Origin of the sequence: Burkholderia sp. THE68 (assembly GCF_009938265.1) — a bacterium.
GTDB lineage: Bacteria > Pseudomonadota > Gammaproteobacteria > Burkholderiales > Burkholderiaceae > Caballeronia.
This window is the reverse complement of the sequence record NZ_AP022315.1, coordinates 778,820-795,864: the sequence shown is the minus strand read 5'-3', so window position 1 is coordinate 795,864 and position 17,045 is coordinate 778,820. Positions and strand designations below refer to the sequence as shown.

Annotated in this window: 19 protein-coding genes; 9 read left to right on the top strand and 10 right to left on the bottom strand. The window is 64.3% G+C overall.

Features of this window, described 5'->3' with window-relative positions; translation table 11 throughout:
* Both BTHE68_RS03775 and BTHE68_RS03770 read right to left on the bottom strand, forming a co-directional pair.
* Positions 1 to 318, bottom strand: coding sequence for an ElaB/YgaM/YqjD family protein (locus BTHE68_RS03775; protein ID WP_162065202.1), 318 nt, complete (start codon positions 316 to 318; stop codon positions 1 to 3).
* Positions 319 to 376: 58 nt separating this feature from the next.
* Entirely contained in the window at positions 377 to 718 is a 342-nt protein-coding gene (locus BTHE68_RS03770; RefSeq protein WP_162065201.1) for a hypothetical protein, read from the bottom strand.
* Positions 719 to 1,301: 583 nt separating this feature from the next.
* Here BTHE68_RS03770 and BTHE68_RS03765 point away from each other — a divergent pair.
* The 3 genes from BTHE68_RS03765 (at position 1,302) to BTHE68_RS03755 (ending at position 3,724) form a co-directional block, all read left to right on the top strand.
* On the top strand, positions 1,302 to 2,369 hold the full coding sequence (locus tag BTHE68_RS03765) for a sigma-54 interaction domain-containing protein (RefSeq protein WP_162065200.1): 1,068 nt from the start codon (positions 1,302 to 1,304) through the stop codon (positions 2,367 to 2,369).
* A gap of 279 nt (positions 2,370 to 2,648) precedes the next feature.
* Positions 2,649 to 3,203: a hypothetical protein gene (locus BTHE68_RS03760; protein WP_162065199.1), complete on the top strand. Its 555-nt coding sequence runs from the start codon at positions 2,649 to 2,651 to the stop codon at positions 3,201 to 3,203.
* Positions 3,200 to 3,724, top strand: coding sequence for a hypothetical protein (locus BTHE68_RS03755; protein WP_162065198.1), 525 nt, complete (start codon positions 3,200 to 3,202; stop codon positions 3,722 to 3,724). The genes BTHE68_RS03760 and BTHE68_RS03755 overlap by 4 nt, the downstream gene beginning before the upstream one ends.
* Before the next feature lie 59 nt (positions 3,725 to 3,783).
* Here the strand turns inward: BTHE68_RS03755 and BTHE68_RS03750 are convergent, their stop codons facing one another.
* The 5 genes from BTHE68_RS03750 to BTHE68_RS03730 all read right to left on the bottom strand — a co-directional run bounded on the left by BTHE68_RS03750 (position 3,784) and on the right by BTHE68_RS03730 (position 8,315).
* Positions 3,784 to 4,185, bottom strand: coding sequence for a type II toxin-antitoxin system HicB family antitoxin (locus tag BTHE68_RS03750; protein WP_162065197.1), 402 nt, complete (start codon positions 4,183 to 4,185; stop codon positions 3,784 to 3,786).
* An 11-nt stretch (positions 4,186 to 4,196) separates the two neighbouring features.
* On the bottom strand, positions 4,197 to 4,397 hold the full coding sequence (locus tag BTHE68_RS03745) for a type II toxin-antitoxin system HicA family toxin (protein WP_162065196.1): 201 nt from the start codon (positions 4,395 to 4,397) through the stop codon (positions 4,197 to 4,199).
* A 172-nt stretch (positions 4,398 to 4,569) separates the two neighbouring features.
* Positions 4,570 to 5,925 (bottom strand): ABC transporter ATP-binding protein, encoded by a 1,356-nt coding sequence (locus BTHE68_RS03740; RefSeq protein WP_162065195.1) that lies wholly within the window; start codon positions 5,923 to 5,925, stop codon positions 4,570 to 4,572.
* Positions 5,926 to 5,937: 12 nt separating this feature from the next.
* Positions 5,938 to 7,701: an ABC transporter permease gene (locus tag BTHE68_RS03735; RefSeq protein WP_162065194.1), complete on the bottom strand. Its 1,764-nt coding sequence runs from the start codon at positions 7,699 to 7,701 to the stop codon at positions 5,938 to 5,940.
* Between the two features lie 365 nt (positions 7,702 to 8,066).
* Entirely contained in the window at positions 8,067 to 8,315 is a 249-nt protein-coding gene (locus tag BTHE68_RS03730) for a hypothetical protein (protein ID WP_162065193.1), read from the bottom strand.
* Between the two features lie 30 nt (positions 8,316 to 8,345).
* Between BTHE68_RS03730 and BTHE68_RS03725 the strand changes: the two genes are divergently transcribed.
* Both BTHE68_RS03725 and BTHE68_RS03720 read left to right on the top strand, forming a co-directional pair.
* A complete protein-coding gene (locus BTHE68_RS03725) occupies positions 8,346 to 10,031 on the top strand; it encodes a sensor domain-containing diguanylate cyclase (RefSeq protein ID WP_162065192.1) in 1,686 nt (561 codons plus the stop codon).
* A 107-nt stretch (positions 10,032 to 10,138) separates the two neighbouring features.
* On the top strand, positions 10,139 to 10,402 hold the full coding sequence (locus tag BTHE68_RS03720) for a double-stranded DNA-specific endonuclease (RefSeq protein ID WP_061179460.1): 264 nt from the start codon (positions 10,139 to 10,141) through the stop codon (positions 10,400 to 10,402).
* A gap of 10 nt (positions 10,403 to 10,412) precedes the next feature.
* On the opposite strand, the gene BTHE68_RS03715 is transcribed toward BTHE68_RS03720, so the two are convergent.
* The gene (locus BTHE68_RS03715; protein ID WP_162065191.1) at positions 10,413 to 11,753 is read right to left on the bottom strand and encodes an ATP-binding protein; all 1,341 of its coding nucleotides are present in this window, start codon (positions 11,751 to 11,753) and stop codon (positions 10,413 to 10,415) included.
* Positions 11,737 to 12,459 (bottom strand): response regulator, encoded by a 723-nt coding sequence (locus tag BTHE68_RS03710; RefSeq protein ID WP_162065190.1) that lies wholly within the window; start codon positions 12,457 to 12,459, stop codon positions 11,737 to 11,739. Before BTHE68_RS03710 ends, BTHE68_RS03715 begins: the two co-directional genes overlap by 17 nt.
* A gap of 245 nt (positions 12,460 to 12,704) precedes the next feature.
* On the opposite strand from BTHE68_RS03710, the gene BTHE68_RS03705 reads away from it, so the two are divergent.
* Positions 12,705 to 13,280 (top strand): Spy/CpxP family protein refolding chaperone, encoded by a 576-nt coding sequence (locus tag BTHE68_RS03705; protein ID WP_162065189.1) that lies wholly within the window; start codon positions 12,705 to 12,707, stop codon positions 13,278 to 13,280.
* A 73-nt stretch (positions 13,281 to 13,353) separates the two neighbouring features.
* Here the strand turns inward: BTHE68_RS03705 and BTHE68_RS03700 are convergent, their stop codons facing one another.
* Entirely contained in the window at positions 13,354 to 14,052 is a 699-nt protein-coding gene (locus BTHE68_RS03700) for a pirin family protein (RefSeq protein ID WP_162065188.1), read from the bottom strand.
* Positions 14,053 to 14,416: 364 nt separating this feature from the next.
* On the opposite strand from BTHE68_RS03700, the gene BTHE68_RS03695 reads away from it, so the two are divergent.
* The 3 genes from BTHE68_RS03695 to BTHE68_RS03685 are packed head-to-tail and all read left to right on the top strand — an operon-like array spanning position 14,417 to position 16,651.
* Positions 14,417 to 15,103, top strand: coding sequence for an ABC transporter permease (locus BTHE68_RS03695; protein ID WP_162065187.1), 687 nt, complete (start codon positions 14,417 to 14,419; stop codon positions 15,101 to 15,103).
* Positions 15,104 to 15,130: 27 nt separating this feature from the next.
* Positions 15,131 to 15,844, top strand: coding sequence for an ABC transporter permease (locus BTHE68_RS03690; RefSeq protein ID WP_162065186.1), 714 nt, complete (start codon positions 15,131 to 15,133; stop codon positions 15,842 to 15,844).
* A 27-nt stretch (positions 15,845 to 15,871) separates the two neighbouring features.
* Positions 15,872 to 16,651, top strand: coding sequence for an ABC transporter ATP-binding protein (locus BTHE68_RS03685; protein WP_162065185.1), 780 nt, complete (start codon positions 15,872 to 15,874; stop codon positions 16,649 to 16,651).
* The last annotated feature ends 394 nt before the right edge of the window (positions 16,652 to 17,045 follow it).

Here is a 17,045-nt window from a genome sequence, read left to right as displayed (position 1 = left end):
TCAGCGCGAAACCAGAAGCCCCACCAGGAAGCCGACGCCCGCGGCAATGCCGAGCGACTGCCACGGATTGTCCTTCACGTATTTCTCAGTGCAATCGACGCCCGCGCGATAGCGGCTTTGCGCGCTCGACTGCGCGTCTTCCAGCGCAACACGCGCCGAATCGACGTGATCGCGCAGACGCGAGCGCAGCGCCTCGACACCCTCGCCCGGCAGCGTCGCCGACAATCTCAGCAATTCCTCGGAGTCGTTCAGCAACACCTTGATGTCTTCAATGATCTTTTGCTTGCCCAACGCAAGCTGGACAGTCGTCTGACTCATGAAATGTAGTCCTCGCCCAAGTGGGTTGTTGTCTAAAGCGGGCCGTAGCGTCGCTGCGTCAGTGCGTCTCTGCGACCGCCACGCGCTGCACGGCGAGCCGATCGCCCGCGGCAACGCGCGCCCGCAGGCTGCGCACGACGCCGCTCGCCATCAGCGCGCCGCCCATCGCGGCGAACACGAGGCTCGTCACGTTCGCGGCGCGTGCGAGCGCCGGGGTGCCCGCCGCATAGCCTAGCACCGCGCACATCAGCGCGGTCACGAGCGCGACGGCGGCCCAGTGATAGATGTCGATCGGCTCGCCCGTCGCGAGTTCCGGGCGCGGACCGCCCGAACCGTACGTGCGGCGGGCGCGGGACGGCCGCTCGGGTACCGCGACGTCGAAATTAAAGTAGTTATCCATGATGCTTGCCTCTCTCGCCCATCCTCGTGTGCGCGCCTTCGAAGCAGATGCTTGTCGGCGACTTTCGAATAGGAATCACGATGACCCCACGCACGCAGCTTTCGTGCCATGCCAGCGATCGGCATGCGGCGATACGTTTCAGTGCGGGTGAGACGATGATCGGGTAACAATTACGCCATGGTCTTGTAAATTCTGAGAGGCGAAAGGAGAACCTTTCCGGAACGCGCCGCGCCGCTCAGACAAATTGCATCGCGCTCCGACCGGCACATTGCCGCAATGTCGTTGCGAATGGTTAAATAGCGTTTATGAGATAGGCTCGTTTGCAACGAACTCGCGATGCGATTGCATCCGGTGCAGACGATTCTGGACCGACGCACGACCAGGAACGCGGCTCATCGAAATCGTGAGCACGACGGGCAACGCGCACGGGCGCGTCATATGCCGATGGGCGCGGTCATCCACGGTTGCGCCGCTCACGCGCGCCGACCCGCGCTCGCGGCCGGCGGCCACCGGGGCACACGCGCACGCCGCAGGGCGCCCGCCCGCACACCACATACGCAGAACTCAGGAACGATCAGGACACATGGCGTCAACCGATCTGGATCCGCCGCCCATCGCGGTCGGCGATACACCCGCGCAGAGAAAGCGCAACACGGGAGAAGTGCCGGGATTGAAGTCCTATGGACTGCTCTACGGCTCGTCGCCCGTGATGCAGGAGTTGTACGCGCAGATCGAGCGCGTCGCCGCCACCGATGCGACTGCGCTCATCATCGGCGAATCGGGTACGGGCAAGGAGCTCGTCGCCCGGACGATTCACGACCACAGCGCGCGCAAGGACGCGCCGTTCATCGCCGTGAACTGCGGTGCGATTCCCGACAATCTGATCGAAGCCGAGCTTTTCGGCCACGAGAAAGGCAGCTTCACGGGCGCGGTACAAGGGCGCATCGGCTATTTCGAGCACGCGAACGGCGGCACGCTCTTTCTCGATGAGGTGACGGAAATGTCGCCCGTGCGGCAGGTGAAGCTGCTGCGCGCGCTCGAGACGGGCACGTTCTTTCGCGTCGGCGGCAACGACCTCATCAGTTCGGACGTGCGCGTGATCGCCGCGACCAACCGTGATCCCGTCACGGCCGTGAAGGAAAACGGCCTGCGCGAGGATCTGATGTATCGCCTCGCCGTCTTTCCGCTGCGCGCGCCGCCTTTGCGCGAGCGCGATTCGGACCGTGAGCTGCTCGCGCAGCATTTCCTCTCGGAAATGAACGCGCAGGAAGGCACGAGCAAGGCTTTCAGCAAGCGCGCGCTCGATGTGCTGCGCACGTACTCGTGGCCAGGCAACGTGCGGGAACTGAAGAACACGGTCTATCGCGCGTTCATCCTCGCGGAGAAGACGGTGGAGATCGCGCATCCGCATCTCGCGTCGCGCGTGAAGAAACCGGTCACACAGGGCGACGCGATGAACGTCTGGGTCGGCACCCCGCTCGCCGATGCGCAAAAGCAGATCATCCTCGGCACGCTCAAGCACTGCGGCGGTGACAAGCGGCGCGCGGCGAAGGCGCTCGGCGTGAGTCTGAAGACCTTGTACAACCGCCTTGGCGCGTATGAAAACGAGGACACCGAAGGCGGCGAAGCGGCTTCAGGCAACGACAACTGAAGCGCTGCGGACCCTCCGTCTGCACGATAAAAAAGCGAGCGCGCAGGGCCGCGCTCGCTTTCTTTTTGCCTGCGATCGATACGCGGATCGCAACGTCCTCCCTTCGCTTGCAATTTCTTGCAAATTTCTCGACACGGTAATTAGAAGCATGCTTCAAAATGCGCGAAGCCCGCGCATCATGCCGTCTTTGTGTTTGCGGGCAGTGACTTGATGGCGATAGCTCAAGAGGATTCGAGCACGAGGCCAGCATCGGAAAACGGTAGACGAAGGAAAAGCAACATGCAGATCAGGGTCCAACGGCGCGGCCCGCGCGCCGCCACGCTCGTCGCGATCATCTCGGGCGCCATTGCCTGCGTGAGCCTCAGCGGATGCAACTCGCTCTACAGCGAAGGCGCGACGGCAGGCGCCGGTATCGCCGGCGCGGCAATAGCGAACAGCGTTACCAGCAACGCGGCTGTGGCGACGGGCATCGGCCTCGGCGCGGTCGCCGCGGCGCGCGCGGGGGTGCAGTACACGCAGCGCGTCACCCACACCAACACGCAGGATCAGATCGCGTCGGTCGCCGGGCCGCTCGCGGTGGGCGCGGTCGCGCCGTGGAAGGTCGTGCATTCGGTGCCAATCGAGGACGACGAAAAAGGCCGCGTGACGGTGAGCCGCACCATCAGCAGCGGCGTGCTCGATTGCAAGGAAATCGTGTTCTCCGTCGATCGCGACGCGACGACGGACCGCCCTGCCGGCAGCGCGTTCTACGTGGCGTCGGTGTGCCGTGACGGCGACAAGTGGAAGTGGGCGTCGGCCGAGCCGGCGACGCCGCGTTGGGGCTCGCTGCAATGACGCTGTCTCTCGACGTACCTCTCGCGCTGCGTCTCGGACTCATCGCGGCGGGCGCCGCCGCGTGCGTGACGATGAGCGGCTGCGCGTCGATCGGCGCCGCGGCCGGTGCGACGGCTGGTATCGCGACGGGCGCGTTCACGACGAATCCGGCCATCGGCCTCGGCGTGGGCATCGCGGTGCAGGCCGCGACCGACGAGGCGGTCAAGCGCGTGACCAAGTCGCTGCATCAGGATCAGCAGGTGATGATCGCCGTGACGGCCGGCATGTCGCAGATCGGCGAGACGCGGTCGTGGAAGGTCAAACACACCTTGCCGGTCGAGAACGGGCACGGCGAAGTGCGCGTGCTGCGCGAATTCAGCAGCGCGCTCGCGACGTGCAAGGAGTTCGCCTTCTCGGTGGTCGATGGCGACGACGCGAAAGCGCCCGCCGAGTGGTTCATCGCGACGGCCTGCCAGCAGCCGGAAGGCTGGAAATGGGCGTCGGCGGAGCCTGCGGTCGAGCGGTGGGGGAATTTGCAGTAATTCGTTGCTGGGCCTCAAAGAGCGCGGTTTCGTCAGGGACACCGCGCTTTTTTCATGTTTCAGCCGTTCGCAATCGCCTCCAGCGCGACGCGCGCGAGAAAACCACTGCGCGTCTCGTGGCGCGCCTCGACGTAGCTGTCGATCTTGTGCAGCACGAAACGCGGAAGGCTGATGTTGATGCGCTCCGGCCGCGAATCGAGCTTCGACAGATCGACTTCGACGTAGGCCCAGATTGCGCCGGCGAAGTCGGGATCGACGATCAGTTCCTCGATGCTCCGCGACGTGATCGAGACTTCCACGCCGTCTTCGATAATCGTCTCGATGTGGAAAAAGATAGCTTCTCTGGCATTTTGAATCGCTTCGTCGATCGTGTCGCCGGCGGAGAAAACGCCGGGCACATTGGGCACGGTCACGCCGTAGCAGCTTTCGGGATCTTTGTGAATGGCGAGGGCAAATTCCATGTCCGGCTCCGTTACGACGAATACAGACGGTTGAGCAATCCGGCGCCTTTCAGCACTGATCTGACTGTCCCGATCGCCACGTCTTTCTTTGGATGAACCACGGTCACGCGACCGTTCTTGGTCCTGTGACTGAAATGATGATGACTGCCCCGGATGCGAACCAGCTCCCAACCATCATCCAGCAGCATTCGTATCAAGCGCGATGACTCCATCTCGTCTCCGAATGCTGCGTGTGTACTATTACACACGCAGTGATGTTCTTCAAGACGAGAAAATTACGGTCTAGCGCGCTCTGCGTACATTCAGCCAAATGGCCAATCCAATGCAAAAGCGCGGCGCCGTCACCGGCCACCGCGCTTTTTCACCGACTCGAATCGAGGCCCTTCAAGCCTCCACATCCTCCAGACTCAGCATCTCCGTCTGGTCGTTATACGAGAAGATCTCGCCATAACGTCCCCAGTCGATGACCGCGTCGAGCGTTTCCTGCGCGGCCTTGTCGGAGAGAAAATCCTCCAGTTCCTGCTCGAAGCGCACACGCGGCGCGCGGTGCCCCGGCCGCTCGTTGAGCACCTTCTTGATCCGCGCCGCCAGCGGCACGTGCCGCAACAGATGCTCCGCGAACATCATCTTGCGTTCCTGCGTGCCGAATTCCGCGAACACGCGCGCCTGCGGCGTCAGATAGATATCGCCCTCGCGCACATCCGCGAAGCCGAGATGCTGCAGCACTTCCGCAACCGGGAACAGATCGTCCACTTCGAGATGCAGCGTGCGCGCGATTTCCGGCATGTCCGCGCGCCCGTGATACGGCTCCGCCGCGAGCGTTTCGATGAGACCCGCCATCAGGTTGGTCGACACCGACGGCAGCCAGGTGCCCAGCTCCAGCCCCTTCTTCCTCGCCTCGTCCATCTGGCGCGCGGTCATCTTCGCGTAGATATCGTCGACGAGACGGCGGAATGCCGGGTCCAGACGGTTGCGCGGATGCTTGAACGGCACCTTGATCTCGGCCATCACGCGGCCCGGATTCGACGACAGCACCAGAATGCGGTCGCACATGAACACCGCTTCCTCGATGTTGTGCGTGACGATCAGCACCGATTTGATCGGCATGCGCCCCTGCGTCCACAGATCGAGCAGGTCGGTGCGCAGGTTTTCGGCGGTCAGCACGTCGAGCGCGGAGAACGGCTCGTCCATCAGCAGCAGCGTCGGATCGACGACGAGCGCTCGCGCGAAGCCCACGCGCTGCCGCATGCCGCCCGACAGCTCGCGCGGATACGCATTCTCGAAGCCGTCGAGGCCGATCAGGTCGATCGCCGCGAGCGCGCGTTCACGCCGCTCGCGCGCGCCCACGCCCTGCGCTTCCAGACCCGCTTCCACGTTCTGCAGCACGGTCAGCCACGGAAACAGCGCGAACGTCTGGAACACCATCGCGACGCCCTTCGCGGGTCCGCGCAACGGCTCGTTCAGATACGTCACTTCGCCGGCGGTCGGCTCGATGAGTCCGGCGATGATGCGCAACAGTGTCGACTTGCCCGAGCCCGAACGTCCGAGCAGGCCGACGATCTCGCCTTCGCGCAGCGAGAGGTTGGCGTCGTCGAGCACGAGCAGTTCGCCCTGCGTCTTGTTGAAGCCGCGGCTCACGTTCGCGACGCGCAGGATTTCCGCGCCGAGGCGCGGCGGCGTGCCTTGCGGGCGCTGGAAGCCAGGCGCCGCGGCCGTCTGCGTATTTTTCAGGTTCTGCATCGGAACTCGTCCTCAATCCAGCCGGAGTCTTGCTTCGGCGTAGGCGTATAGCGGGCGCCACAACAGTCGGTTGAACAGCGTGACGAACAGCGACATCACAGCGATGCCGAGAATGATTTTCGGATAGTCGCCCGCGGCCGTGGTCTGGGCGATGTAGGCGCCGAGGCCGTGCGCGACGACCTCCGTCTTGCCCCACGACACCGCTTCCGCGACGATGCTGGCGTTCCACGCGCCGCCCGACGCGGTGATCGCGCCGGTGATGTAGTACGGGAAGATGCCCGGCAGCATGCACTTCTTCCACCACTGCCAGCCGCGGATCTGGAAGTTGGTCGCGGCCTCGCGATAATCGTTCGGATAGGAGGACGCCCCCGCGATCACGTTGAAGAGGATATACCACTGCGTGCCGAGCACGATGAGCGGCGACAGCCAGATATCCGGATTCAGATCCCAGCGCACGATCACCACGACGAACACCGGAAACAGCAGATTCGCCGGGAAAGCGGCGAGGAACTGGGCGAGCGGCTGGATCTTTTCCGCGAGCGCCGGCCGCAGGCCGATCAGCACGCCGACGGGCACCCAGATCACCGACGCGATCGCGATCAGCACCACCACCCGCAAGAGCGTGATGAAGCCCATCAGGAACACGTGGCCGACTTCGCCCCAGGTGACGCCCGTCGCGACGAACGCCGCGACCTTCCACACGACGAACACCGCGATCAGCAGCACGAGCGTGCCCCACGCGATATCGCCCGTGCGCGTGGACGGCACCTTGGCGCGCAGCGGCAGCCCCACGTTCTCGAAGGCCCCCTGCAGCGACGGCAGTTTGATCGGCACGCGCGCGAGCTTCGCGAGAATCCAGCCCGCCGGCACCAGCAGCCGGTGAATCAGGCGCGTGCGGCGGATCAGGTCGAGCAGCCACGAAGACGGCTCGTTGCCCGAACTCGTGGTCTCCATGCGGAACTTGTCCGCCCACGCGACCAGCGGACGGAACATCAACTGGTCGTAGGCGAGGATGACGACGATCATCGCGAGGATCACCCAGCCGATCGCGCCGAGATTGCGCTCGCCGATCGCCGCGGCTAGATACGCGCCGATGCCCGGCAGCACGATCGTGCGGTTGCCGACCGTGATCGCCTCGGACGCGACCACGAAAAACCAGCCGCCCGACATCGACATCATCATGTTCCAGATGAGGCCGGGCATCGAGAACGGCACTTCGAGCTTCCAGAAGCGCTGCCAGTTGGTCAGGTGAAAGCCGCGCGAAACTTCGTCCAGATCGCGCGGCACCGTGCGCAACGACTGGTAGAAGCTGAAGGTCATGTTCCACGCCTGGCTCGTGAAGATCGCGAAGATCGCTGCGCATTCCGCGCCGATCACGCGCCCCGGAAACATCGCTAGGAAGAACGTGACGGTGAAGGAGATATAGCCCAGCACCGGCACCGACTGGAGGATGTCGAGAATCGGCACGAGCACGATCGACGCGCGCCGGCTTTTCGCCGCGAGCGTGCCGTAGACCAGCGTGAAGACGAGCGATGCCACCATCGCGATCAGCATGCGCAGGGTCGTGCGCAGCGCGTATTCGGGAAGGTTCGACGGGTCGAGCGAGATCGCCTGGGTCTGCAACGTGGAGATCGGCGCCAAGGTTTCGTGAAAGCCGACGGCGGCGAGCGCGATGATGCAGATGATCATCGGGAACGCGACGAAATCCCAGCGGTTGGGCAGGAGCCGCCACGCCGACGCATTCGCCATGCGATTCAGATTGAAACCAAATTCCATGCAAGGCCCTCCCCGTAAGGCTTTGTTCCGACCGCGCGAGCGCGGGATGTTGCTTGAGACGGCAAGCGAGCCGTCCGGCGGGCAAGACGCCTTTCCCCGAGTCGGCCCATGCTCAACGCACAGGGCCGCCGAAACGACGACACGTTCAGCGCCGTTTGGCGGCGCCATGCAGTCGCCGTCTCGGATATAGTCCGCGCTGAACCGAGCGACACTACACCAACCGTCGTGACAGGCACAACCTTCATGCGGTCTGGCGCGCCATTCGTGCGATGTTTCTGTTGCTCTTCGGCACGGCGCGGGCAAAATGAAGGTCAGGCCGCGTCGAATGCATCCGGCGCGCGTGCCGTCGCTTCCTTTCAGTCTGGCTACGTTTCGATCGAGCCGGACGGCGAGGCGCGCAACGCGATCAAGCGGCGCGCGTCCGCTATATTGGATGCACTTCGTCCTTCGTCACAAGGCGCTTGATAGGCGGCAAAAAACATCGTCCAATCTTGGCTTATCACGAACAATAAATTGAGCGCCGATGCGATGCGAGACGCCAGATTCGAGCCGGAAGACCGCGTGAGCCACACCCGCCGCCCCGTGGCGAGCGTGAGTTCAGGCGCGGCAGACATCACGCGCTGCAATCCGTGCGCCCGAGATCGATGAACAAGCTCATCCTGCACCGTGCGATCGCAGCGCTCGGCCTCGCGGCGCTGGCATTCGCGTGCTGGATAGCCGCCGGCTTGTTGTCGGACCGAATGGTACAACAGGAGATGACGGCGACCGTACGCACCGAGCGCCAGATGGCGGCATCGATCGTCGATAACATGGCGCAGATCATCGCGAGCGACCTGGCGATGTCGCGCGCCATTCCCGCCACGCTCGCGCAGATGGACCTCACGCAGCGGGCGCTGGCGGAGTCGCGGAATTATGCCTCGAACCCGGCCGGGACGGAACTCGAACGCCGCAGCGACTGGACTGCGCGCCCGGCGCTCGCGAAGGTCAATCACTTCCTGCACGAGGCGCAGGGCTTCTCGGGCCTCGACTCCATCTGGCTCGTCAACGAGAAGGGATTTTGCATCGCGTCGAGCAACGCCGCGGACGACGACAGTTTCATCGGCTATGACATGAGCGGGCGAGGATACGTCGCGCGGGCGCTGCTCGGCGGCTTCGTCGAGATGTACGGCGTCGGCCGGCTCTCCGGCGAGCCGGGCATTTTCATAGCGGCGCCCGCCTATGAAGACGGCATTCTGGTCGGCGGGGTGATCGCCAAGGTGAGCATCGACCGGCTGCGGCACTGGGTATCGCGCGCCGGCACCTTCGTGACCGACGAGAACGGCGTCGTCGTGATGGCCCACGACGGCCGGCTCGAATACGAGGCGATGCCCAATGCGCCGGTCGCGCGCATGACCGAGCACGAACGCGTCGAGCATTATCGGCGCGAGTCGTTTCCGGAGCTGCGCGTGTCGCACATCGGCGAGCAGATGCGCGCCTCCGAGCACTGGCTCGCGCCCGCGCTCGCGCAGACCTTCTACGCGGCGAACGGCAGCAACGTGCCGTCGCTCTACGACGAGCGCACCGGGCTCAACTCGGGGCTCTCGGCGCACATCGTGCATCCGCTCACGAGCTGGCCGGAAATCAGCCGCAACCACAGCCGCGACCGCGTCCTCGTGTTTCTGACGATGCTCGGCGTCGTGACGCTCGCCATCGTGATCGCGATTTCCTACTCGCGGGAGCGGCGCCTGCATCGCGCGACGCGCGATCTCGCCGAGCAACTGCAATCGGCCAATACGCTACTGTCGGCCGAGGCGCGCCACGATGCGCTGACGGGCGCCCTCTCGCGGCGCTACTTTCTCGACACCTTGCGCCATGAGGTGGAGCTCGCGCGCGCCGCGGGCGCGCCGCTGTCGGTCGCCATTGCCGATCTCGATCACTTCAAGCAGGTCAACGACCGCTTCGGTCACGCATCGGGCGATCGCGCGCTGGAGCATTTCGTCGAGGTGTGCCGCGCGCAGCTCCGTCCGAGCGACGCGATCGGACGGCTCGGCGGCGAGGAATTCGGGATTCTCCTGCCGCAAACCTCGCTCGCCGACGCGCAGGCCGTGCTGGAGCGCCTCAGAAAGCGCTTCCACCACGAACACTGCGCACATCTGCCGGACGACGCGGTGCTGTCGGTGTCCATCGGCATCACCGAGCTTGCGCCCGACGACGCGCTCGAATGGATCCTGTCGCGCGCCGACCTGGCGCTCTACGAGGCGAAATCGCGCGGCCGCGACCGCAGCGAGGTGCGCCCCGCCGATCCCGGCTCGTCGACGCGTTATCCCGAGAACACGCTCGCCGGCAAGTGAGCGTCCGTTGATCGCACGATCATGCGTATGTCGCGGCGCGCAACGCATCGCGCAGGTATCATCGATATACGAAATCGAATGCCGCTGGCGTGAATCGGGAGAATTGCATGAAGGGAAATCTGGTCATCGTGTGCCGGGATCAGGACGCTGAAACGTTCGACCACCTGCTCGCCGAGTACGGCTCGTTTCAGACGCGGCTTTCGTCGACGGCGTGGTTCCTGAAGATCGATCTCGCGCCCGAAGTGATTCAGGAAGAGATTCTCTCGCGGCTCGGCAAATACACGACGCACTACATCTTCGAAGCGTCGACGGTCACGTACAACACGGTGGACAGCGAAGCGGCGTCGGCGCTCGATACGCTGTTCGACTGACGCCCCGCCGTTACAGCGCGCGTTCTTCGTGCTGCGGACCGGCGCGGCGTTCGGCCACCGGCCGCGTGGCGATGTCGAACGGGAAGGTCATCGCGACCTCCAGGCCGCCGTCCGCGCGATTGCCGATCTCACACTCGCCGCCCGCCCGCCGCGCGAGCCGCTCCACGATGGCGAGCCCGAGCCCGCTATGGCCGCTGCCGCCGCGCGCCGGATCGAGCCGCACGAACGGCCGGCTCGCCTTGATGAGATCGTCCGGCGCAATGCCCTTGCCGTGATCCGACACGGACAATACCCACCCCTTCGCGTCCCGCCGCGTCGCGATGACGACGGGCGGCGCGCCATACGCATGCGCGTTATCGAGCAGATTCGACAGCAGCCGGTCGAGCGTGGCCGCGGGCAGCGCGAACGCCGGCCCTGCCTCGAGATTCAAGCTCACAGGCTGCGCGCCCGGCGCGACCGCGCGATACGCGCGCGCGATACGCTCGCATTGCTCGTCGACCGGAACCGGCTCGCTGCCGTCCGGACGGTCGTGCGCGAACACGAGGAATTGATCGACGATATGCGCCATCGAATCGACGTCGCGCACGACGCCGTCGCGCATCTTCTCGTCGTCCATCATTTCGGCGCGCAGGCGCAGGCGCGCGAGCGGCGTCTTCAGATCGTGCGCGACGCCCGCGAGCATCACCGCGCGGTCGTTCTCGGTCTGCGAGACTTCGCGCACCATCTGATTGAAGCCGTGCGTGAGCTGCCGTAATTCGCGCGGGCCGCGCTCGGGCACGGGCGGCGTCGGCTGGCCGCGGCCGAAGCGCGCGACGGCCTGCGCGAGCGAACGCAACGGATATTGCAACTGCCACGCGCCGAAGAGGGCCGCGAGCACGGCCGTCGAGAAAATCAGCGCGAGCCACACGAGCATGCGGTCGCGCGAGCGCGGCGGGCGCAACGGCTGCACCGGCACGACGACCCAGCCCGTGTCCTTTGCGCCATGCACCCACACGCTCGGCGGGCCGCCGGGCTCGCTCAGGCGGACATCGGTGCCATCGGGCAGGCGGTCTTTCAGGTCCTCGACGAAACGCAGCAACGGAGGCGGCATGTTCTCGTCGGGTTGTCTCGGCACGTCCGGGCTGTCGGGCGCCACCAGGCGCACGCGCGGCGGCAAGGGCTGATCGGGCGTATTGGCGATGTGCTGGCGCACCGCTTCGACGAGAAACACGGCCTCCTCGACGGCGAAGCGCGTCTGCACGTTGTCGCGCTCGAAGCGGATGATCGCGAACCACGCGACATGCGAGAGCACCAGCATGCCGATGACGATGACGACCAGCCGGCCGAACAGCGTGTCAATTGCCCGGCGCATTTTGCTCGCCGTCCGGCACGAACACGTAACCGCGCCCCCGCACCGTCTGGATGAAGCGCGGCGCCGACGGATCGGTCTCCAGGATGCGGCGCAGACGCCACACCTGCACGTCGATGCCGCGGTCGGTGCCGTCGTATTCCGGGCCGTGCAGCAGTTCGAGCAGGCGTTCGCGCGTGAGCGTACGCATCGGGTTGTTCACGAAAATCTTGAGCAGCGCGAATTCGCTGCCGGACAGCGTGAGCGGCCTGTCGTCCTGTTGCAGCGTGCGCGACTGGAAATCCAGCCGGAAGCGGCCGAACGAATACGGCTCGCGCTGCTCAGGCGCGGCCGACGGAATCGTGCGGCGGCGGCGCAACACGGCCTGCACGCGCGCGAGCAGCTCGCGCGGGTTGAACGGCTTGCCGAGGTAATCGTCCGCGCCCAGCTCCAGGCCGACGATGCGGTCCACGTCGTCCGCGCGCGCGGTCAGCATGATCACGGGGATGTCGTCGCCGGATGCGCGCAGCTGTTTGAGCGCGGTCAGCCCGTCGACGCCCGGCATCATCAGATCGAGCACGATCAGATCCGGCCGCTCGCGTTCGATGCGGCGTTCGAGTCCACCGGCGTCATGCAGCACCGATACCTCGATGCCCTGCCGGACCAGATAGTCGCGCAGAAGGTCGCGCAGTTCGGCGTCGTCGTCGACGACAAGTATTTGCGTAGTCATGGGAGTGAGTTTAGCGCGTGAGCCGGACCTCGATTGATGACAGCCCTGCCATAAGGGTTACGGGGTGTTACGACGAAAGCGAGGCGTAAACCGGCGTAACAAGCCTGAACCTTGCCGTAACACGCGCCCCGTTGCGAACCCCTACGCTGTGTCTCACCGACAAGCGCAAGACCTCGACGCACTTTCCGATACGTCGAACACGGCCTCGCGGCTTCGGCTTCGAAAACAATCAAGGGAGTATCGAGATGGCCAAGCAATACCGCATTCTCACCGCCGCCGCTGCGGCAATCGCGCTGACGTTCGGCACGGCCTACGCCGCCACGAACGACGCACCGGGCGCGCCGGCCCCCGGCGGCCCGGCCATGATGGACGGCCACGGCGGTCACGGCGGTCACCGCATGGAAATGCGCATGCAGAAGCAACTGGACGAACTGCACGGCCAGTTGAAGCTGAACGCGGATCAGGAAAAGCTGTGGCAGACCGCGCTCACCACGATGAAGCAGAACCATCAGGCCATGCGCGAAAGCCACAAGCAGATGCGCGATCAGTTCAAGTCGATGGAAAACCAGCCGATCCTCGACCTGAACGCGATGCACGCGGCGCAACAGAAGATCGAGGCGCAGAACGCGCAACTGCGTGAGCAGACCGCGACCGCGTGGCTCAACTTCTACAACTCGCTGAACGATCAGCAGAAAACCACCGTCAGCACCGCGCTCAAGAAGCATTTTGCGAAGATGCACGAGCGCTGGGGCAAGCACCGCGACGGCTCGCACGGCACGCCGGGCGCGGCGGCGGGCGCATCGGCCACCGCGAAGCCGTAAGCGGCCGGAACGGCCAAACAAAAGCCGCGGAGCTTCACGCTCCGCGGCTTTCTTCACATCGAAAACGCAACGCTCAGGCGAGGTCGAACAACAGCACTTCCGCGTTCTCGCCCTTCTCCAGCGTGACCTTCGAGATGTCCTCGAGCTTCGCGGCATCGCCGGCCCCGAGCGCCTCGCCGTTCACCGTCACCGCGCCGCGCGCCACGTGCACATAGACGCGGCGGCCCACCGGCACGTCGAAGTCCGCGCGTTCGTCGCCGTCGAACAGACCTGCGAAGATGCGCGCGTCCGCGCCGATGTTCACCGCCCCTTCCGCACCACCGGGCGCTGCGATCACGCGCAGCCGGCCGCGCTTTTCCTCGTCCGCAAAGCGCTTTTCCTCATAACCCGGCGCGCCGCCCGGCGCATCCGGAATGATCCAGATCTGCAGGAAATGCGCGGTTTCCGTCGGCGAACCATTGAACTCGCTGTGGCGCACGCCCGTGCCGGCGCTCATGCGCTGCACGTCGCCGGGACGGATCGTCGAGCCGTTGCCCATGCTATCGCGGTGCGCGAGCGCGCCCTCGAGCACGTAGCTCACGATTTCCATATCGCGATGGCCGTGCGCGCCGAAACCCTGTCCGCCCGCGACGCGGTCTTCGTTGATCACGCGCAGTGCGCCGAAGTGCGTGTTCTGCGGATCGTAGTAATCGGCGAAGGAGAACGTGTGATACGAGTCGAGCCAGCCGTGGTTGGCGTGACCCCGTTCGTTGCTGCGGCGAATTTCGAACATGATCTTTGCTCCCGCCCAAGGCGTTGTTTTGCGATGGAGAGAATGTAAGGGCGGCGCGCCTTCGGAACAACGGCCGCAACGGCACTACATCGTTCCGCCCATGCATGTAATCGGACGCGTCCGGCTTCGGACCCGCGCGCGGCGGCTTCGGGTAAAATACCGCGCTTTTCGGGGCGGCGGCGCGTCAATCGCGCGCTGGCGGGGTCGGCAGCAACGGCAATCCAATTTTGGCCACCTAGAATACGGACCGCCGGCTGAGGAAAACATGAAACCATACGCAACGCGCGAACGACCGTCGCGCGCCGCGCCGATTGCACGCCATGCAGCACTCCATGCACGTTAGGCACCTTACCAAGGAATCACCATGTTGCAAGGCTACGGTCCGCTGATCCTCGCGGGCACCTGGCAGACCGTCAAGCTGGCGGTGCTGTCGCTCGTGTTCGCCTTCGTGATCGGACTCATCGGCGCGGCGGCGAAGCTGTCGAAAAACCGCCTGACGTCGGGTATCGGCACGGTCTACACAACGCTGATTCGCGGCGTGCCCGATCTCGTGCTGATGCTGCTGCTCTTCTACAGCATCCAGATCTGGCTGAACCTGTTCACCGACGCGATGGGCTGGGATCAGATCGACATCGATCCGTTCCTCGCCGGCATTCTGGTGCTGGGCTTCATCTACGGCGCGTACTTCACCGAAACGTTCCGCGGCGCGTTTCTCTCGGTGCCGCGCGGCCAGCTCGAAGCGGGCGCGGCCTACGGCATGTCGCCATGGCAGACCTTCTCGCGCATCATGTTTCCGCAGATGATGCGCTTCGCGCTGCCGGGCATCGGCAACAACTGGCAGGTGATGGTCAAGGCGACGGCGCTGGTGTCGATCATCGGGCTCGCGGACGTCGTCAAGGCCTCGCAGGACGCGGGCAAGGGCACGCTGCGTTTCTTCTTCTTCACGCTTCTCGCGGGCGCGATCTATCTCGCGATCACCACGATCTCGAACCTCGTGCTGATCTGGCTGGAGCGGCGCTATTCCATCGGCGTGCGCCGCGCCGACCTCTAATCGGTCCAATCAAGAGCGGCAGGGATCATGATCGAAATCATCCAGGAATACTGGAAGAACTACCTCTTCACCGACGGCTACCGCATCACCGGTCTCGCGATCACGATGTGGCTGCTGGTCATTTCCATCGGCCTCGGCTTCTGTCTTTCGGTGCCGCTCTCGGTCGCGCGCGTGTCGAAGAACAAGCTGCTGTCGCGCTCGGTGTGGCTGTACACGTATGTGTTTCGTGGCACGCCGCTCTACGTTCAGCTGCTGCTGTGCTACACGGGTCTGTACAGCCTGCAGGTCGTGCGTGATCACATGCTGCTCGCCGAGTTCTTCCGCAGCGGCATGAATTGCACGCTGCTTGCGTTCACGCTGAACACTTGCGCGTACACGACCGAAATCTTCGCCGGCGCGATCAAGGCGACGCCCTACGGCGAAATCGAAGCGGCGCGCGCCTACGGCATGTCCTCGTTCACGCTGTATCGGCGGGTGATCCTGCCGTCGGCCTTGCGACGCGCGCTGCCGTACTACAGCAACGAGGTCATCCTGATGCTGCACGCGACGACCGTCGCATTCACAGCCACCGTGCCGGATATCCTCAAGATCGCGCGCGATGTGAATTCGGCGACGTATCAGTCGTTCGAGGCGTTCGGCCTCGCCGCCCTGCTCTATCTCTGCATTTCGTTCGCGCTCGTGTGGCTGTTCCGCCGCGCCGAGCATCGCTGGCTCGCTTATTTGCGGCCGCAAGGCAAATAAGACCATCGCGTCAGCCAAGGACTCTTCATGAATTCCCAGATGCACAAGCTTTTCGTCGACGACATTCACAAGCAGTACGGCAACAACGAAGTTCTGAAGGGCGTTTCGCTCAAGGCGAAGGCCGGCGATGTGATCAGCATCATCGGCTCGTCGGGCTCGGGCAAGAGCACGATGCTGCGTTGTATCAACTTTCTCGAGCAGCCGAACCAGGGGCGCATCTTCGTCGACGGCAGCGAAGTTCGCACGCTGAAGGACAAGACCGGCGCGCTCAAGGTCGCCGACCCGAAGCAGCTTCGGCAGGTGCGCTCGAAACTCTCGATGGTGTTCCAGCACTTCAATCTGTGGTCGCACATGAACGTGCTGGAGAACGTGACCGAGGCGCCGGTCAACGTGCTCGGGCTCTCGAAGAAGGAAGCCGAGGAGCGCGCGCGCACGTATCTGGAGAAGGTCGGGCTCGCGCCGCGCGTCGAGAAGCAGTATCCGTCGCATCTGTCGGGCGGACAGCAGCAGCGCGTGGCGATCGCCCGCGCGCTCGCGATGCATCCCGACGTCATGCTGTTCGACGAACCGACCTCCGCGCTCGACCCGGAACTCGTCGGCGAAGTGCTGAAGGTGATGCAGACGCTCGCCGAGGAAGGCCGCACGATGATCGTCGTCACGCACGAGATGGCGTTCGCGCGCAATGTGTCGAACCATGTGGTGTTTCTGCATCAGGGGCGCATCGAGGAAGAAGGTCATCCGGATGCGGTCTTCGGCAACACGAAGAGCGAACGGCTCAGGCAGTTCCTGTCGGGCAGCCTCAAGTAACCGGCACGACTGCTGCCGGAAGCAACCTTCCACTCCAGAAGAGGCGCCCGAGAGGCGCTTTTTTTGCGCCCGGGCGCGTGGCGCAGCGCCTGTTCCCCGATCTGCTTCGGCCTAACGCCGCGACACGTTCGCGTCAATAGGCGACAAACCTGACCCTGAAACTTACAACAAACTGAAGCCCTTATGGGATAAGGCTTTGCAGGCCGTTTCCCATGCTATGGGTAATACGCCTAGCACATGGGCATTGCATTTTTGACACAAACGTTCCCGGATCGCCAAATTTCTTTGGCGGCTATAACGTATTTTGTTAAATTGGTAACGAAAGTACCAAAACGAAGTTCTCAAAAAGTAGTTTTACTTCAAAAGTCCAAAAGAAACGGAGGACGGCACCGAT